Source organism: Nonomuraea sp. NPDC003707, from assembly GCF_053587055.1.
In genome coordinates this window covers 353,682-370,021 of sequence record NZ_JBSFNK010000002.1, presented here as the reverse complement: position 1 = coordinate 370,021, position 16,340 = coordinate 353,682, and the positions used below count along the sequence as shown (strand labels likewise).

Annotated in this window: 18 protein-coding genes; 14 read left to right on the top strand and 4 right to left on the bottom strand. The window is 70.9% G+C overall.

The genetic code is table 11. The features are described 5' to 3' along the window. Positions 1-20 precede the first annotated feature (20 nt). Together ACWDRB_RS05710 and ACWDRB_RS05705 are read right to left on the bottom strand one after the other, a co-directional pair. Positions 21-584, bottom strand: a complete 564-nt coding sequence (locus tag ACWDRB_RS05710) for a hypothetical protein (protein ID WP_449891974.1) — start codon at positions 582-584, stop codon at positions 21-23. Positions 585-677: 93 nt separating this feature from the next. Then, entirely contained in the window at positions 678-1,106 is a 429-nt protein-coding gene (locus ACWDRB_RS05705) for a CBS domain-containing protein (protein WP_350726467.1), read from the bottom strand. Positions 1,107-1,363: 257 nt separating this feature from the next. Here ACWDRB_RS05705 and ACWDRB_RS05700 point away from each other — a divergent pair, with 257 nt between their 5' ends. The 11 genes from ACWDRB_RS05700 to ACWDRB_RS05650 are packed head-to-tail and all read left to right on the top strand — an operon-like array spanning position 1,364 to position 10,980. After that, positions 1,364-2,155 (top strand): MlaE family ABC transporter permease, encoded by a 792-nt coding sequence (locus ACWDRB_RS05700; protein ID WP_350726465.1) that lies wholly within the window; start codon positions 1,364-1,366, stop codon positions 2,153-2,155. Then, positions 2,155-3,012, top strand: a complete 858-nt coding sequence (locus tag ACWDRB_RS05695; protein WP_313045386.1) for an ABC transporter permease — start codon at positions 2,155-2,157, stop codon at positions 3,010-3,012. The genes ACWDRB_RS05700 and ACWDRB_RS05695 overlap by 1 nt, the downstream gene beginning before the upstream one ends. 4 nt (positions 3,013-3,016) lie before the next feature. Next, positions 3,017-4,036: an MlaD family protein gene (locus ACWDRB_RS05690; protein ID WP_363963938.1), complete on the top strand. Its 1,020-nt coding sequence runs from the start codon at positions 3,017-3,019 to the stop codon at positions 4,034-4,036. A gap of 1 nt (position 4,037) precedes the next feature. Next, on the top strand, positions 4,038-5,072 hold the full coding sequence (locus ACWDRB_RS05685; protein WP_449891973.1) for an MCE family protein: 1,035 nt from the start codon (positions 4,038-4,040) through the stop codon (positions 5,070-5,072). Next, positions 5,072-6,097 carry an MlaD family protein gene (locus tag ACWDRB_RS05680; protein WP_350726459.1) on the top strand — a complete coding sequence of 342 codons (1,026 nt, stop codon included), beginning with the start codon at positions 5,072-5,074 and terminating at the stop codon, positions 6,095-6,097. The genes ACWDRB_RS05685 and ACWDRB_RS05680 overlap by 1 nt, the downstream gene beginning before the upstream one ends. Further along, entirely contained in the window at positions 6,094-7,125 is a 1,032-nt protein-coding gene (locus ACWDRB_RS05675; protein ID WP_355191969.1) for an MCE family protein, read from the top strand. Before ACWDRB_RS05680 ends, ACWDRB_RS05675 begins: the two co-directional genes overlap by 4 nt. Next, on the top strand, positions 7,122-8,126 hold the full coding sequence (locus ACWDRB_RS05670) for an MCE family protein (RefSeq protein ID WP_350726456.1): 1,005 nt from the start codon (positions 7,122-7,124) through the stop codon (positions 8,124-8,126). Before ACWDRB_RS05675 ends, ACWDRB_RS05670 begins: the two co-directional genes overlap by 4 nt. Further along, positions 8,123-9,490 (top strand): MCE family protein, encoded by a 1,368-nt coding sequence (locus ACWDRB_RS05665; protein WP_449891972.1) that lies wholly within the window; start codon positions 8,123-8,125, stop codon positions 9,488-9,490. The genes ACWDRB_RS05670 and ACWDRB_RS05665 overlap by 4 nt, the downstream gene beginning before the upstream one ends. Continuing rightward, entirely contained in the window at positions 9,487-10,185 is a 699-nt protein-coding gene (locus ACWDRB_RS05660) for a hypothetical protein (protein ID WP_449891971.1), read from the top strand. The genes ACWDRB_RS05665 and ACWDRB_RS05660 overlap by 4 nt, the downstream gene beginning before the upstream one ends. Before the next feature lie 17 nt (positions 10,186-10,202). After that, positions 10,203-10,790 (top strand): 4'-phosphopantetheinyl transferase family protein, encoded by a 588-nt coding sequence (locus tag ACWDRB_RS05655; RefSeq protein ID WP_449891970.1) that lies wholly within the window; start codon positions 10,203-10,205, stop codon positions 10,788-10,790. A 10-nt stretch (positions 10,791-10,800) separates the two neighbouring features. Continuing rightward, positions 10,801-10,980 carry a hypothetical protein gene (locus ACWDRB_RS05650; RefSeq protein WP_350726448.1) on the top strand — a complete coding sequence of 60 codons (180 nt, stop codon included), beginning with the start codon at positions 10,801-10,803 and terminating at the stop codon, positions 10,978-10,980. A 17-nt stretch (positions 10,981-10,997) separates the two neighbouring features. On the opposite strand, the gene ACWDRB_RS05645 is transcribed toward ACWDRB_RS05650, so the two are convergent. Further along, complete coding sequence (locus ACWDRB_RS05645) at positions 10,998-11,927, bottom strand: cation diffusion facilitator family transporter (protein ID WP_449891969.1); 930 nt, start codon at positions 11,925-11,927, stop codon at positions 10,998-11,000. 34 nt (positions 11,928-11,961) lie between these two features. Between ACWDRB_RS05645 and ACWDRB_RS05640 the strand changes: the two genes are divergently transcribed. The 3 genes from ACWDRB_RS05640 (at position 11,962) to ACWDRB_RS05630 (ending at position 14,887) form a co-directional block, all read left to right on the top strand. After that, the gene (locus ACWDRB_RS05640; RefSeq protein ID WP_363963920.1) at positions 11,962-12,420 is read left to right on the top strand and encodes a MarR family winged helix-turn-helix transcriptional regulator; all 459 of its coding nucleotides are present in this window, start codon (positions 11,962-11,964) and stop codon (positions 12,418-12,420) included. A gap of 86 nt (positions 12,421-12,506) precedes the next feature. Next, positions 12,507-13,154, top strand: coding sequence for an LppX_LprAFG lipoprotein (locus tag ACWDRB_RS05635; protein WP_363963918.1), 648 nt, complete (start codon positions 12,507-12,509; stop codon positions 13,152-13,154). After that, the gene (locus ACWDRB_RS05630; protein WP_449891968.1) at positions 13,151-14,887 is read left to right on the top strand and encodes an MFS transporter; all 1,737 of its coding nucleotides are present in this window, start codon (positions 13,151-13,153) and stop codon (positions 14,885-14,887) included. Before ACWDRB_RS05635 ends, ACWDRB_RS05630 begins: the two co-directional genes overlap by 4 nt. A gap of 24 nt (positions 14,888-14,911) precedes the next feature. Here ACWDRB_RS05630 and aspS read toward each other — a convergent pair whose 3' ends face one another. After that, positions 14,912-16,174, bottom strand: coding sequence for an aspartate--tRNA(Asn) ligase (gene aspS / locus ACWDRB_RS05625; protein WP_350726440.1), 1,263 nt, complete (start codon positions 16,172-16,174; stop codon positions 14,912-14,914). Positions 16,175-16,340: the final 166 nt, after the last annotated feature.

Genomic DNA, 16,340 nt, shown 5'->3' with positions numbered 1-16,340 from the left:
GAGTTTGACGCACAAAAGCATCATGCTCTGATCCACTCCGCGCATCCGGCGGTCCTGAACGCCTTGTCCGTGGCCAGGATGGTGACGCTGACCGAACCTGTCGGCATGCCGCTCGCGATCTCGCCCCCCGTGGCGCTCCGCAGCCTGGCCCAGTAGCACATGGGGATCCCCGCGGTCGGGCCCGCCGTGCGGTAGGTGCCCGGCTGGATGTCCGTGCCCACGACGAGCGTCCGCATGGACACGTTGTTGAACGCGGGACTGCCGGTCCCTCCGCTCGGCGGGCCGGTCTGACCCGGCGGGTTCTGGCTGGGCGCCGTCTGACCGGGCCCGGGCGGGGTGGCGCCCGGCTGGGTGGCGCCCGGCTGGGTGGCCGGTGGCTGCGTTCCCTGCGGCGGCGTGGGCTGCGTGGGCTGCGTGGGCTGGACCGGCGACGACGGGCCGGGGCCGGTGGCCTCGGGCTCCGGCGGCTGCGTGCCCTCGACCGTGACCGTGACCCGGGGGGCGGGCTCCTCGGACGACTCGGACGCGCCGAACCCCACGAAGACCCCCAGCAGGAACCCGAGCAGAGCGGCGAGTCCGGCCACGAGCACGATGATCGTCGGACTGCTTGTCGCCCGCGGATACTCAGGCGGATATTCAGGAGGCCCGTACATCACGGACCAAGGGTGCCATCCCTATCAACGGTGGAGATAGTCGACGAGCGACGCCTTCTCCGTCTCCAGCTCCTCGATCGCGCTCTTGACCACGTCGCCGATGCTCACGATGCCCACGAGCCGGCCGTTCTCGACCACCGGCATGTGCCGGAACCGCTGCGTGGTCATGATCTGCCGCAGCGAGTCCACGTTCTCGCCGGGCCCCACCGTGCGCACCTGAGTGGTCATGATCGCGGATACCGGGCCGTCGAGGATCGCCGGGCCGCGGTCGTGCAGGCGGCGCACGACGTCGCGTTCGGACGCGATGCCCTCGATGGTCAGGCCGTCGGTGGAGACCACCGCGGCACCGATGTTGCGCTCGGCGAGCGTGGCCAGCAGCTCGCGCACTGTCGCCCCGGGCGACACGGTCGCCACATCACTTCCCTTGGCGCGAAGAATCGTCCCGATGAGCATGTTGCACCACCTCTTGCACCTCAGTCTTCCAGGCCTTGCGTACAGGCAAACAACCCCAGGGGGATGACGTCAAGGGGAGCCGGGTTGTAACGGGGCGGTCACTTTTCGTGCCTGGCTGACAACATGTGACCTGCGTCTCATACCTTTCGCGCAAATTCCCACGAAAGCATCGACTACTAGACAACCCGTCAGTAGGGTTGCCACTCATCTCATCCGTAGGCGGCGGAGGTGGTCATGGCGGTAACCCGAGGTCGCCGATGACCCTGTCCGGGTACATCGGACGCCGGGCCGGCTCGACGCTCGGCCAGATCGGTGAGCTGTTCGTCATCGTCCTGGAAGGGCTGCGCAGGACCTGGGACATCAGGCGCTGGTGGTGGGAGTTCGTCGAGCAGTGCTGGTTCCTGGCCCGGGTCACCAGCGTCCCGGTCCTGCTGGTCGCCCTGCCGCTGGGCGCCACCGTGGCGCTCCAGGTGGGCGAGCTGGCCAGGCAGCTCGGCGCCAGCTCCGCGACCGGCAGCGCGGTCTTCGTCGGGCTCATCCGCGAGGTGGCGCCGCTGGCCAGCGCGCTGCTGATCGCCGGGGCCGGCGGCAGCGCGATGACCTCCGACATCGGCGCGCGCCACATCCGCGACGAGCTGAGCGCGATGGAGGTCATGTCGGTCAACCCGATCCACCGCCTGGTCACGCCGCGCATGTGGGCGGCCAGCACGGTCGCGGTCTGCCTGTGCCCGCTGGTCATCCTGGCCGGCGCGAGCGGCGGCTACTTCTTCAACGTCGTCGTGCAGGGCGTCACCCCGGGCGCGTACTTCGACGGCGCGTTCTCCCTGGTCGTCGCCTCCGACCTGTACGTGACGCTGTTCAAGGCGTGGATCTTCGGGTTCATCGCGGCGGCGGTCGCCTGCTACAAGGGCATGACGTGCGCCTCCAGCCCCGTCGGCGTGGGGCGGGCGGTCAACCAGGCGACCGTGGTGACGTTCATGCTGGTGTTCGCGTTCAACTACGTGATCTCGGCCGTCTACTTCCTGGCCTACCCGCCGAGGTCGCTGTGATGATGGTGACGCGCACGGCCGGCCTGCGGCTCGCGCTGCGGGGGCGGGACGTCGCCGAGCGGTTCGCGACGCTGGCCGACTGGCCGCTGTTCGTGTGGAAGGTGCTGTTCTACTCCGTACGCGACGTCGTCCTGCGGCTCAAGTTCTTCAAGGTCGTCATCAGGCAGGTCAGCGACGTCGTGGTGGGCGTCGGCGCGACCGTCATCGGCGGCGGCATGATCTTCGTGGTGTTCACGATGGCGTTCGTCGTGGGCGCGACCGTGGGCCTGCAGGGCTACCAGGGGCTGCAGGCGATCGGCGCGGAGTCGTTCATGGGCCTGGTGGGCAGCTTCGCGAACGTCCGCGAGATCACCCCGATCATCGCCGCGACGGCGCTGGCGGCGCAGGTGGGCTCGTCGTTCACGGCGGAGCTGGGCGCGATGCGGATCTCGGAGGAGATCGACGCGCTGGAGGTCATGGGCATCAACGCCTTCACGTACCTGATCTGCACCAGGGTCGTGGCGGCGCTGCTGGCGCTGGTGCCGATCTACCTGATCGCGCTCTTCGCCAGCTTCTTCGCCACCCGGCTGATGTGCACGGTGCTGTTCGGCCTGGCGCCGGGGGTCTACGACTACTACTTCTATCTGTATCTGCCGGTCCGGGACATCGCGTTCAGCGTCACCAAGGTCGGCGTGTTCGCCTTCGCGGTCATCGTGATCCACTGCTACCACGGCTTCCACGCCACCGGCGGCCCGGTGGGCGTGGGCGTGGCGGCGGGCCGCGCCATCCGCCAGTCGATCGTCACGATCGTGCTGCTCAATCTGCTGCTGTCGTACCTGTTCTGGGGCAGCGGCGGCAACATACCGCTGACGGGGTGAGCCGGTGGGCCGATTCCAACTCTCCCTCGCCGCCCGGGTGGGCATCGCGTTCGCCGTGCTCGTCGTGCTCGCCGCGGCCACCCTGTACGTCGTCCGCACCGCCACCGAGCTGAGCGGGACCAGGATCGACGCCGTGTTCGCCAGGGCCGGGCAGGGCATGGACGCCGGCTCCCCCGTCAAGATCCGCGGCATCACGGTCGGCAAGGTGACGAGCGTGTCGCTGGACGCCAAGGGCCGGGCCGTGGTGACCATGCACCTCGACCCCGGCGTCAAGGTGCCGGGCTCCACGGTCGCCTCCGTCGAGCCGGCCTCGGTGTTCGGCCCCAAGTTCCTCGACCTCAAGCCCGGCTCCGGCGAGACCACCGGCCCCTACCTGGCCAGTGGCGCCGTCATCACCGACACCGAGGGCCCCCTCGACCTGTCCGACACGCTCGGCGCCGCCTACCGCGGCCTGGACGCCGTCGACCCGCGCGAGGTCACCGTCATCGTGCACACCCTGGCCCAGGGCCTGGACGGCGAGGGCGAGAACCTGCGCGAGCTGATCGGCGACGCCGGCACGCTCGTCGGCGTCGCGCACCGGCAGCGCGGCCGGGCCCGGCAGTTCCTGCACGACGCCGCCCTGCTGGGCACGGCCCTGCAGGACAAGGGCGACGACCTGGTCTCGATCTCCTCCGACGTCAACGTCATCACCCCCGACCTGCTCGCGCGGGCCGACAAGGTGCGCGCGCTGCTGGACGAGGTCACCTCGGTCTCCGGCCTGGCGGCGCACGGGCTGGCCAAGCACCGTCAGGACCTGCGGGCCGGCGTGCACTCCACCGAGCGGGTGGCCGCGCTCATCTACGCCCAGCTCGGCCTGGCCGGCGACGGCGTACGCGGCCTGAACAGGCTGGTCGACCTGCTCAACGAGCTGATCGAGGCGCCCGGGCCGGGCAACACCCGTCAACTCCAGGTCGAGGCGTTCGTGGCGACCGACGTCTGCGAGCTGATCGTCGGCATTTGCGGCCCGACCGACGGGAGGCGCTGACATGCGCCGGGCCTGGACGTTCGCGCGGTTCGCGGTCTTCGTCGGCGTGTGTGTGGCGCTGATCGCAGTGATCGGCGTGCAGATCGCCCGGGTGAGCACGGGCGCCGGCTACCCGCTGGTCGCCGTGTTCGACGACGTGTCGGGGCTGAACGAGGGCGACCAGGTGAAGATCGCCGGAGCGCCCGTGGGCCAGGTGGACACGATCAAGGTGGTGGACGGGCGGGCCGAGGTGACCATGGAGGTGCAGCAGGGGATCACCGTGCCCGCCGACACCGAGGCCGCCATCCGCTGGCGCAACGCGGTCGGCCAGCGCGTGGTCTACCTGCTGCCCGGCACCGCGCCCGGAAAGCTGACCCCCGGGGCGCGCATCACCCGTACGTCCTCCGTCGTGGACATCGGCCAGCTGGTCAGCGACCTCGGCCCGCTCACCCGCAGCCTGGACCCCGACCAGATCAACCAGCTCCTCACCGCCGCCGCCAGGTCGCTCAAGGGCAACGAGCGGAACATCCCGAGGCTGCTCGACAACGTCAACGCCATCACCACCACGGTCACCGAGCGCAAGAAGACCATCGAGCAGTTGCTGAAGGACTACGCCACCGTCACCGGCGTGGTCGCCCGGCGCGACAAGCAGATCGAGCAGCTCGTCGACAACCTCGTCACGCTGTCGGAGGCGTTCGCCGACAACCGCGAGCTGATCGACGAGTCGCTGGTGGAGCTGTCGACGACCGTGCACACCTCCAACGAGGTGCTCGGCAAGAACGCCGACGAGCTCGGCCGGCTGGTCGACAACCTGTCGGGGCTGACCGGCGGCATCAGGCGGCACGTGAACGAGATCGACAGGACGGTCAGCACGTTCCAGCCGCTGTTCGCCCGCGCCTACCAGACCGTGGACCGCGGCCGCTACTTCATCACCGCGGTCCCGTGCGTGGCGCTGAGCGCCGCGCCCTGCCCGTACGGGATGCAGGCGCCGCCGCCGCTGCGCAACACCCGGGTCCAGAGCACGAAGGACCTGCAGAAGCTGCTGGTGGGCGAGTGATGGCGCTCAAGTCCTTCCGCGACCGCAACCGGATCGTCGTCGGCCTCGTGTCGCTGGCCACGCTCGCCGCGATCCTCGTCGGCACGTTCCTGGTCGGCAACCTGGGGCTGCTGGAGGGCGGCTACTCCATGTCGGGCGTGTTCGTGGACTCCGGCGGGCTGCGCACCGGCAACGACGTCAGGGTCGCCGGGGTGCGCGTCGGCAAGGTCACCGAGGTCCGCGCCGACTACGCGCAGGGCGACGTGGTGGTCACCTGGAAGGTGGACGACGGCGTACGGCTCGGCCGCGGCACCCGGGCCGACATCGCCCTGTCGAACCTGCTCGGCGGCCGGTACGTCAAGCTCACCGGCCCCGTCACGGCCCCGTTCATGGACCAGCTCCCCGAGGGGCAGCGGCGCATCCCCGTGACGCGGACCGGCGTGCCCACCCTGATCAACGACGCCATCAAGGACGCCACCCGGCTGGTCCAGCGCCTGGACACCGACGCCGTGGACGACCTGCTCACCGAGCTGGACAAGGTCGACCTCGGCAAGCGCGGCCGCATCACCCGGCTGCTGCGCAACATCGGCGACCTGTCGGACACGATCAGCAAGAGCGAGCCGCAGCTCCAGCGGCTCATCGACAACGGCACCCGGATCATGAACGTCCTGGAGAAGAAGGACAGGCAGCTCGCGCGGCTCATCGACGCCATCGGCGTCATGCTGGCCGAGCTGCGCCGGCGGCGCGAGGAGCTGCGCACGCTGCTGGGCGACGGCAGCGACCTGGTGCGCAGCACGACCAAGCTGATCAACGAGCACGAGAAGACCCTCGTCCAGGTGCTGGACGACAACGCGGCCATCACGACACGGCTCAGCGGCAGCAACAAGCAGTTCAATTCGCTCCTGGCATGGGCGGGCCCGACGTTCTCCGGCCTGTCCACGATGGGCGGTCAAGGCCCGTGGCTCGAGGCCATAGCCACGGGCCTCGGCCCCATCAACCCGGAGGTGCTCGCCGCCATCTCCAAGGACAGGAAGAGCGCCAAATGAGACGACTCGTGGCGGTCCTGCTGGCCGTGGCCGGGGTGTTCCTGACGTCGGGGTGCACCGTGCTGGGGCCGGAGCCGTACCGGCTGGTGGCGATCTTCCGCAAGGCGCCCTCCCTGTACGAGCAGGCGCGGGTCAAGGTGATGGGGCTGGACGCCGGATACGTCGAGAAGATCCGGATCGATGGGGACAAGGTGAGAGTCGACCTGCTGGTGGACCGGCAGGTGCCGCTCCCGGCCAAGGTGAAGGCCGTGGTCGCGCCGCAGAACACGCTCGGCGAGCGGAACGTCGTCCTCTATCCCCCGTGGAAGCCCGGCGACCAGAAGGTCGCGCCGGGGACGGTCATCCCCCTGGAGCGCACCGACCTGCCGGTGGAGATCGACGACGCGCTCGACGCGTTCACCAAGCTCACCGACGCGCTCGACGACAAGAAGCTGGGCTCCGTGGCGAGCGACCTGGCCGACGGGGTCAGGGGGCGCGGCAAGACCATCAACAACGCCATCGACGACACCTCTCGGCTCACCGGCACCCTGGCCAAGCAGGACCAGCAGCTCGTCGACCTGGCCAAGGGGCTGAACCGGCTGGCCACCGGCCTCAACCGGCGCGAGAGCCAGGTGACGGGCGCGATCGACGCGTTCGCCGAGGCCAGTTCGATCCTGGCGGAGGAGCGGCGGCGGCTGCGCGACTTCATCACCGGCATTTCGGACTTCGTACGGCGCGGCGACGTGATCATCGAGCAGTACTCCGAGCGGCTCCCCCAGGCCGCCGGGACGCTGGCCGAGCTGGTGCTGACCATGCGGGCCAACAGCGCGTCCGTGGCACAGGCGATCAAGGGCGCGGCCGACTTCGCCGACGTGGTGATCGACTCGTGGGACAGGAAGCAGCACGTGCTGAAGATCCGCGTCGTGCTCAACGCGATGACCAAGGCGTGGCTGACGCCGCTGTTCCAATCGCTGAACCTGGGGCGGGTGCCGTGCCTGCCCGCCGGGCTGAGCAACTGCCCCTACGAGCAGCAGGGGAGGCGGCGATGAGGGCCCGCCTGCTCGCCGCGATCCTCGCGCTCGCCGTGACGGCGTCGTGCTCGCTCCAGACGCTCGGCGCGACCACCGGCGACCTGACCCTGCACGCGGTCTTCGACGACGTGCAGAGCCTGGTGGCCGGACACAGCGTGCAGATCTCCGACGTACGGGTGGGCACGGTCACCGACATCCGGCTGGAGGGCTACCGGGCCAAGGTGACGATGTCGATCGTGTCCAAGTACCGGGTGCCCGAGGGCAGCACGGCCACCGTGGCCAAGACGTCGGTGCTGGGCGAGAACTACGTCCTGCTCACGCCGCCCGCGGGCAAGGACCTGGCCACGGGGCCGTACCTGAGCAACGGCGCCACCATCGCCGACACGTCGGTCGAGCCGGACATCGAGCAGGTCACCGCGAAGGCCGGGCCGCTCATCGAGGCACTCGGAGCGCAGGACGTGAACGCCATCCTCGACGCGGCCTCCACCGCCTTCGCCGGGAAAGGCGACGACGTCAACAAGCTGATCAAGCAGACGGCCGAGGTCACCGACGCCTACGCCGCGGCCCGCCAGGACCTGGGCACCAGCATCGACGCCCTGGCCAAGCTGGGCGACGACCTCGCCAAGGGCAGCGGCGAGCTGGACCGGCTGCCGGGCACGCTGGCCGCGGCCACCGCGCGGATCGCGCACGGGCGCAAGCACGTCAAGAAGACGATCATCGCGCTCACCCGGCTGGCCAAGGAGGCCAACCTCACCGTCTACCCGCGCCACGCCGCCCGGCTACGGACGCTGCTGCTGGAGCTGGAGGCCATCTCGTCGGCGATGCAGCGGGGCAAGGAGGACCTGAAGACGCTGGTGGCGCGGCTGCAGAAGTTCATCGACGCGCCGCCGATCACGGCCAACGGGCAGGTGCTGATCTACCTGTGGCTGAAGGGCGTCCTGCTGCCCAGGAAATCGTCGCAGGGCCTGCTGCCGAACCGGATCGAGGACTTCCGCCTGCTCCTGGAGCCGCCGCGATGAAAAACCGGATCTATCTGAACCTGGGCGTCTTCGCCGTCCTGGGCGTGGTCATGACCGTCTGGGCGTTCAGCACGATCATCCGGCTCGACGCCATCGAGCGGCCCTACCGGGTCTCGGCCGAGTTCGTGTCGTCGCCGGGGCTCATCCGGGGGTTCGACGTGGCGTACCTGGGGGTGCGGGTCGGCAAGATCGGCGACGTGCGGCTGGCGCCGGGCAAGATCGTGGTCGGTCTCGACATCGACAGGGGGATCCGGCTGCCCCAGGGCGCCACGGCCGAGGTGCGGCGCAAGTCGGCCATCGGGGAGCCGTACGTGGAGCTCTCGCCGCCCGCCACCGGCGTGAAGGGCCCCACGCTCGCGGCCGGGGATACGATCCCGCTGGCCAAGACGTCGGTGCCGCTCGACTACAAGAAGCTGTTCGAGGGCGTCGGCAAGCTGCTGAACGCGGTGCCGCCCCGGGACGCGAAGACGATCACCCATGAGCTGGCCGTCGCGCTGGACGGGCGGGCCCCGGCGATCAGGAACATCATCGACGACGCCCACTCCCTGACCGGCACGCTGGCCGACAACGCCGCCGTCCTCGACGACCTGTCGGTGCAGCTCACCCGGCTCACCCACACGCTGGCCGGCAAGCGGGGCGAGCTGGCCTCCGGGATCACCGACCTGAGCACGGTGACGAGCACGCTGCGCGCCTCCCGCGCCGACCTGAACACCTTCCTCGACCGGGGACCGGGGGTGTTCGCCCGGCTGGACGCGGCCGTCAAGAAGTCCAGGCCGGGGTTCTCGTGCCTGCTGACGGCGCTGGGGCAGCCGCATCGACCGGCGTTCTCGGCGCAGACCGAGCGGAACGTGCACCACCTGCTCAGCATCGTCCCGACCGCGCTCAGCCTGGCGGACGACATCAGCGACCGGCACGGCGACACCGTCTACGGGAGGGCGGCGTTCATCTTCAGCGTGCCGGGCGGGCCGACCCCGGCCGAGGAGTACGCCGGCGCGGTCGGGCCTCCGACGGTGCCCACCCTGCGCTCCTGCCCCTCCCCCGCCGCTTCCCCGGACTCCGACGACTCCCGCGCAGATCGCCGTACAGATCCGCATCAGGACGCCGCCGGACCGGCGGACACCGCCTCACCCGCCTCGCCCGCCGAGTCCGCGCGTCCGGTGGCGAGGAACACCGAGAAACCGAAACAGCGGCCCGAGGCCACCCCGTCGCCCAGCGGCGCGGCGGCCGCCGGGCCCGCGTCCCGCACCCCGCCGAACGCCACCCCGCTGATTGCCGGGATATTCCTCGCCGTGGTGGCCGGCGGTGGCATCGTGGGCTGGATCGCGACGGGCCGGGCCGCCCGCCGCCGTGAGGAGTCGAAATGACCACCAAGCAGGACCTCGCCGAGGACGCCCGCACCGATGAGGCCCCCTCCGAGGAAGAGCAGCCTACGGTGGCGGAGGCGGCGTCCACCCAAACCGAAGAGGCTCCGGACGAAGAGGCGGCGGGCGGCAAGGGCGGTGGGCGCGTCACGCGGGCCCGGGTGCTCGGGACGCTGGCGGCGATGCTGGTGGCCGCGCTGGCCGCCACCGCCGTGCTGCAGTGGATCTCCGCCTCGCAGGCCGAGGACGCGCGGGCCAGGCTCGAGTCCGAGCGCGCGCTGCGCCTGGAGGTGTCGGGGGCGGCGAGCGCGTTCAGCAAGGCGCTGCTCAGCTACGACTACCAGAACCTCCAGAACACCCGCTCCACCCTCGCCGCCCAGGCCACGGGCGACTTCCTGGCCACCTACGACGCGGCGTTCGGCGGGGCGATGGCGCAGGTCATCGTCAAGCTCAAGGCCACCTCGCAGGCCACGGTGCGCGAGGTCTACCTGGCCGACGTGGACGAGGCCACCGCGCACGCCATCGTCGTGGTGGACCAGCAGGTGAACACCTCCGAAGCGATCCGCTCCGTCAAGGACTCGCACCTTAAGATCAGCCTTGTGAAGGAGAAGGGGACCTGGAAGATCCATGACGTGACCGTTCTCGGCGCGGCCTCGGAGGACCAGTACAACCTCACCGGCGACAAGAAGAAGGACTGACCATCGGTTCTTTAGCGATGGGTGGCCGCCCCGACGAGGTGCGCGCCCCGGAAGACTGGCTCACCGAGGTGGAGACCGAGCGGGCCGGGCGCTTCAGGTTCGAGGCGGATCGGGCCAGTTTCGTCGCTGCCCACCTGCTCGTACGGCTGTGCGCCGCCGCCGTGCTCGACGTCGAGCCGCAGGGGCTGACCCTGCTGCAGCGCTGCGAGCTGCACGGCCTCGGGCACGGGAAGCCGTACATCGAGGAGGCGCCTGAGCTGGGCGTCAGCTTCAGCCACACGCGCGGCTACGTGTGCGCGGCGGCCGGCCCCGGCAAGGTCGGCGTGGACGCGGAGCACGTGCCGCCGGGGCCGCTGGACCCGCTGCTCGCCGACCGGGTGCTCACCCCGCGCGAGCGGGCGATGGTCACCGGCAACGACGAGCTGATCCGGCACTGGACGCGCAAGGAGGCGCTGATCAAGCGCGGCGAGCTGACGCTCGACAGGCTCCGCGCGGGCGGTGACGACCTCGAGGGCCGCCACCTGCTCGAGTGGAGCGTGGGGCCGGACATCAGAGTGGCCGTTGTCACGGACACCCCCGCGAGGAGGGTGCCCCTCCCCGGATAGACTTGTCCACATGTTCTACCGGAAATCCCTGGAGGAGCGGATCGCCGACCGCATGGCCCAGCGGCGGCCCCTCGAAGAGGGGAAGACGTTCGAGCACGGGCCGGCCAAGTTCGTGTTCATCTCCTTCATCGTCATCGTCGTGCTGATGCACGTGATCGGCGTCGCGATCGCCATGCACTACTTCAGCTGACCCGTCCCCTTCCCCCGTCAGCGGCGGCGGGTCGGGGTGGGGTCGAGGAAGACCTGGCTGATCCCCGAGAAGCGCTCCCGCAGCCGCCGGTCCACCTCGTCGCAGGCGATCTCCACACCCGCCGCGCTCGCCACGTCCACGAAGTCGATCTTGGCGGCCACCAGGATGGAGCCGGGCCCGATCATCATGGTGAGCAGCTCGACCACCTCCTCCACCTCCGGCTGGGCCGTCAACTCGGCCCGGATGCCCTCCTCCACGTGCGCGGGCGCGGCCTGGCCGATGAGCAGCGAGATGTTCGACCGGATCAGGATGAGCGCCACCACCAGCAGGAGCAGGCCGATCCCGGCCGACGCCAGGCCGTCCCACAGCGCCGAGCCCGTCAGCTGCGACCCGGCCAGCCCGGCGGCCGCGATGACCAGGCCCACGAGGGCGGCCGCGTCCTCGAACAGCACGGCCTTCAACGGGGTGTCGGAGGTGATCCGCACCAGCCGGACCGGGTCGAGCTCGTGCCTGGCGGCCTGCCTGCGCAGCTGGGAGAGGGCCTTGGTGAACGAGACGGCCTCGACGGCGAACGCGACGGCCAGCACGATGTACGACGGGGTGAGGTTCCTCAGCTCCTCGCCCTTCTCGATCACGTGCAGTCCGTGCGTGATCGAGAACCCGGCCCCGCCCACCAGCGTCGCGACCGCCGCCATCATGGCCCAGAAGAACCCGCTCTTGCCGTGGCCGAACGGATGCCGCCGGTCCGGCGGCCGGCCCGCGCGGCGCACCGCCACCAGCAACAACAGCTCGGTCACGGTGTCGGCGGCCGAGTGGGCCGCCTCCGACAACATCGCCGCCGAGCCGCTGAGGAGACCCGCGAAGAGTTTGGCCACGGCGATCGTCAGATTGGCCGCACCCGCCACCAGGACGGTGCTCAGGCTCTCTCCCGAATCCCGCTGCTCCATAGCGCTTCACTCTACGTGCGCTAGATTGGAGATCATGAGCGCGCCTCGTTGGCTTTCACCCGCCGAACAGCGTGCCTGGCGCACGCATCTGGCGCTGCACAAGCTTCTCATGCACCGGCTCGACCGGGAGCTGCAGGAGCACCAGCTCTCGTTGAACGACTACGAGATCCTGGTCAACCTCTCGGAGAACGAGGGGCGGCGCATGCGGATGAGCGACCTGGCCGACGCGACGATCCAGTCGCGCAGCCGGCTGTCGCACCAGATCTCCCGCATGGAGGCCAAGGGTCTGGTGACCAGGGAGGACTGCCGCGACGACCGGCGGGGCACGTTCGCGGTGCTGACCGACGAGGGCTGGGAGACGATCCAGCGGGTGGCGCCGGACCACGTGGCGAGCGTGCGCGAGCACTTCGTCGACCGGCTCACCGACGAGCAGCTCGAAGCGATCGACGCGGCCTACGGGCCGATCGTCGAGCGCCTGAAAAAACTGCGCTGAAAAACTGCGCTGAAGAAGTTGCGCTGACACCCAACCGATATCCGCGACGCCGCACGGCGTTCCCAGGCGGTGGATACGATCCGCACATGCTCAGAAAGCTTCTGATCGTCGCCGTTCTCGCGCTGGTGTCGGCGTGCTCGTCGGGCGGCGGCGGCGAGCTGCCCGCCGGTCCCGACCTGATGAAGAAGGCCTCCGAGGCCATGAAGGGCGTCAAGTCGGCCAGCTTCTCGATCGCGACCGAGGGCAAGCCCAAGGTGCCGGTCAAGAAGGCGGACGGCAGGCTCACCGCCGCCGGTGACGCCGACGGCACGATCACGATCGACATCCTGGGCAGCCTGCAGGAGGTCAGCTTCGCCCTGGTCGGGGACACCGTGCACTTCAAGGGGCCGACGGGCGGCTTCCAGAAGATGACGCGGCAGCAGCTCGCGCAGTTCTACGACCCCTCGGTGATCCTCGAGCCGACCAAGGGCATCGCGCAGCTGCTCGCCTCCGCGACCGAGCCCCAGGTGGAGGCGCTGGAGGGCGACGCGTACCGGGTGGCCACCGCGTTCCCCGGGCAGGCCATCGGCCAGATCATCCCCGGCGTCACGCAGGGCGTGAACGGCAAGGTCTGGCTCGACAAGGCCACCAGCCGCCTGACCAAGGCCAGCCTGCCGCTGCAGGGCGGCACGGTGACGGTGTCGTTCAGCGACTACGACGCGCCGGTCACGATCACGCCGCCCGCCGCCGGATGAGACGCGCCCGCCGGGTCGTCCTCGGCGCCGGGGGTGCGGTGGTGCTGCTGGCCGCGCTCGACGCGTACGTGGTGGTCACGGTCCTCATCGACATCGCCGAGGACGTGGGCATCCCGCTGAACCACCTGGAGCGGGCCACCCCGATCGTGACGGGGTTCCTGCTCGGGTACGTCGCCGCGATGCCGCTGCTCGGCCAGCTCTCCGACCGCTACGGGCGGCGGCCGCTGATCCACGCCTGCCTGGCGGCGTTCGCGCTCGGCTCGGTGCTGACGGCGCTGGCCGCCGGCGAGGTGATGGTGGTGGCCGGGCGCACCGTGCAGGGGGTGGCGGGCGGGGCGCTGCTGCCGATCACGATGGCGCTCATCGGCGACCTGTGGGACGAGCGCGAGCGGCCGGTGGCGCTGGGGGCCGTGGGGGCGGCGCAGGAGCTCGGGAGCGCCCTCGGGCCCCTGTACGGCGGGGTGCTGGCGCTGATCCCGAGCACCGTGGTGGCGGGGGTGGAGCTGGGCGGCTGGCACGCCATCTTCTGGATCAACCTCCCGCTCGCCGCCCTGGCCGCCGTCGCGGTCCACTTCACCGTCCCCTCCGGCACCCCTGACGCCGCACCCTCCACGACCTCCACCGGCGGCACGGCCGACCAGGTCGAGCCCGGCGGAGCCGCAGGCAAGGCGGCCACCGGTGCCGACACGGCGGCACATCGCGCGGGCGACTCCGGCGCCGGGCGGGTGCAGGTCGCCGGTGCCGACGCGGCGGCCCATCGCGTGGGCGACTCCGGCGCGGTCACGGGGACGGCCGCCGGTGCCGGGCGGGTGGAGGTCGCCGGTGGGAAACGGCGTGTGGACGTCGTCGGCGGGGCGCTGCTGGCCCTGGCGCTCGCGCTGCTGGTCGTGGGCCTGTACAACCCCGACCCGGCCAAGACCGTGCTCCCCCCGTGGGGCCTGCCCGTGATCGCCGCCGGAGCGCTGGCGGCCGGGATCTTCGTGTGGTGGGAGATCCGCTCCCCCGTACGCCTGCTCGACCTCTCAGCCACCCGCAAGGGCCCCCTGCTCGCCACCCTGGCCGTGAGCTTCCTGGCCGGGGCGGCGCTCCTGGTGACCATGGTGTTCGTCCAGTTCACCGCCCAGACCCTGCTCGGCGAGGACGCGCTGGGAGCGTCGCTGGTCCTGGCCAGGTTCCTGGCCGCGCTCACCGTGGGCGCCCTGCTGGGCGGCCTCCTGGCCCGCAGGCTCGGCGACGGCGTCGTCGCGGTGGCGGGCATGGTGCTGGCGGCGGCCGGCTACTGGCTGATGAGCCGGTGGCCGCTCGAGCTGGAGAGCGCCGGGTTCCTCGTGGACGTAGACCTGGTGGTCGCCGGTCTGGGGCTGGGCCTGGTCATCGCCCCGGTCTCGTCGGCGGTGCTGCGCGTGACCTCGGCGACCCAGCACGGCGTGGCGTCGGCGGCGGTCGTGGTGGCCAGGATGATGGGCATGCTGATCGGCATCGCGGCGGTGTCGGCGTGGGGCTTCTACCGGTTCCAGTCGCTGACCGCGCATCTGGACACGCCCCTGCCGTTCGGCGTGGACACGGTGACGTACCAGCGGCAGCTGGCCGAGTACACCGCGAAGGTGCAGGCGGCGCTGCACACGGAGTACACGGAGATGTTCCTGGTCACGGCGTTCATCTGCCTGCTGGGCGCGGCCGTCGCGCTGCTGATGCCCCGCTCCCGGCGGGACGCGCCCTCCGCGCCCGCCTGAGAGGCGGGCGCGGAGAGCCGTCGGTCACGGGGACAGGCGGTGCAGGTCGCGGGGGAAGGCGGTGGTCTGGCGGATGTTGGCTGCCCCGGTCAGCCGCGCCGTCCACCGTTCCAGCCCGAGCGCGAACCCGCCGTGCGGCGGCATCCCGTACCGGAACGCCTGCAAGTACCCCTCGTACGCCTCCAGGCCCTCGCCCCGGGCGGCCAGCGCGGCCACGTAGTCCGGGTACCGGTGCAGCCGCTGCCCGCCGGTGACCAGCTCCAGACCCCTGAACAGCAGGTCGAACCCGTTGGAGTAGCCGGGCCGCGCGGGGTCCGGGTGGGTGTAGAAAGGCCGCTTGGACATCGGGTAGCCGGTGACGAACAGGAACTCCGACCCGTGCTCCTTCGCCGCCCACTCGCACAGCCACCGCTCCTGCGCGGGCGACAGGTCCGGCTCGGCCGAGCCGGTCAGCTCCTGCGCCTCGGTGAAGTGGATGGCCGGGATCTCGGCGGGCACCTCGGGCAGGACCGCCCCGGCGCGTTCGACGGCGGACGGGGCTCGGCGCCGTACCGACTCCAGCATGCCCGCCACCACCTCCCGCAGCACCGCCATCACGTCGCGGTGGTCCCGGACGAAGCCCAGCTCGGCGTCGAGGCTGGTGTACTGGGCCAGATGGCGTACGGTGTCGTGCGGCTCGGCGCGGAAGACGGGACCGACCTCGAAGACCCGCTCGAACACCCCCACCATCGCCTGCTTGTAGAACTGCGGCGACTGGGCCAGGTAGGCGCGGCTGCCGAAGTAGTCGATGCCGAAGACGTTCGCGCCCGACTCGGTGGCCGAGGCGACGATCTTCGGCGTGTGGATCTCGGTGAACCCGAGCCCGTCGAGCGTCTCGCGGAAGCCCGCCACGCTCGCGGCCGAGATCTCCAGCGGCGCGCTGAGCAGCGGATGCCGCAGCGCGACCGGCGCGTGGTCGAGGATCGTCGGCAGCCCGGCCGACACGACGGGCCGGTAGAGGTCGAACGGCGGCGCCGCGCACGGCTCCGTCACCACCTCGATCTCCGGCTCGACCAGCTCGACGCCTCCCGGCGCCTGCGGGCTGGCGGTCACGGTGCCGGTGACCTCGACGACGCTCTCCTCGCCGGGCAGGTCGCTCGCGGCGACCACCTGGGCCAGGCCGGTACGGTCCCTGACGACGAGGAAGGACACGGATTTCAGCTGCCGGCGGCGATGGACCCAGCCGGCGATCGTCACTCGTTGGCCGGCGTGCTCAGCGAGCTCCGCCGACATGACACGAGAGATCATCACAGCTCCTCACGAGGAATTGCATGACCCCTTGGGAGTGCGGGGGAGAAGGGTTGCTCCCGGTGCCACCGCACTTTCGCCGCCTCAGTGGAGGCGGCCTCGACGACCCGATGACGGGGGTCAGGCCGGCGGGGCATTTCCTCCCCGCACTCGGGAGTGTCTTCAC

Coding starts and splice junctions, on each gene's coding strand:
- ACWDRB_RS05640 (WP_363963920.1), top strand. CDS start 11,962: ATGAGCGCGCCTCGTTGGCTTTCACCCGCCGAACAGCGTGCCTGGCGC.
- ACWDRB_RS05630 (WP_449891968.1), top strand. CDS start 13,151: ATGAGACGCGCCCGCCGGGTCGTCCTCGGCGCCGGGGGTGCGGTGGTG.
- ACWDRB_RS05695 (WP_313045386.1), top strand. CDS start 2,155: ATGATGGTGACGCGCACGGCCGGCCTGCGGCTCGCGCTGCGGGGGCGG.
- ACWDRB_RS05675 (WP_355191969.1), top strand. CDS start 6,094: ATGAGACGACTCGTGGCGGTCCTGCTGGCCGTGGCCGGGGTGTTCCTG.
- ACWDRB_RS05680 (WP_350726459.1), top strand. CDS start 5,072: ATGGCGCTCAAGTCCTTCCGCGACCGCAACCGGATCGTCGTCGGCCTC.
- ACWDRB_RS05685 (WP_449891973.1), top strand. CDS start 4,038: ATGCGCCGGGCCTGGACGTTCGCGCGGTTCGCGGTCTTCGTCGGCGTG.
- ACWDRB_RS05645 (WP_449891969.1), bottom strand. CDS start 11,927: ATGGAGCAGCGGGATTCGGGAGAGAGCCTGAGCACCGTCCTGGTGGCG.
- ACWDRB_RS05655 (WP_449891970.1), top strand. CDS start 10,203: ATGGGTGGCCGCCCCGACGAGGTGCGCGCCCCGGAAGACTGGCTCACC.
- ACWDRB_RS05700 (WP_350726465.1), top strand. CDS start 1,364: ATGACCCTGTCCGGGTACATCGGACGCCGGGCCGGCTCGACGCTCGGC.
- ACWDRB_RS05670 (WP_350726456.1), top strand. CDS start 7,122: ATGAGGGCCCGCCTGCTCGCCGCGATCCTCGCGCTCGCCGTGACGGCG.
- ACWDRB_RS05705 (WP_350726467.1), bottom strand. CDS start 1,106: ATGCTCATCGGGACGATTCTTCGCGCCAAGGGAAGTGATGTGGCGACC.
- ACWDRB_RS05665 (WP_449891972.1), top strand. CDS start 8,123: ATGAAAAACCGGATCTATCTGAACCTGGGCGTCTTCGCCGTCCTGGGC.
- ACWDRB_RS05660 (WP_449891971.1), top strand. CDS start 9,487: ATGACCACCAAGCAGGACCTCGCCGAGGACGCCCGCACCGATGAGGCC.
- aspS (WP_350726440.1), bottom strand. CDS start 16,174: ATGATCTCTCGTGTCATGTCGGCGGAGCTCGCTGAGCACGCCGGCCAA.
- ACWDRB_RS05635 (WP_363963918.1), top strand. CDS start 12,507: ATGCTCAGAAAGCTTCTGATCGTCGCCGTTCTCGCGCTGGTGTCGGCG.
- ACWDRB_RS05650 (WP_350726448.1), top strand. CDS start 10,801: ATGTTCTACCGGAAATCCCTGGAGGAGCGGATCGCCGACCGCATGGCC.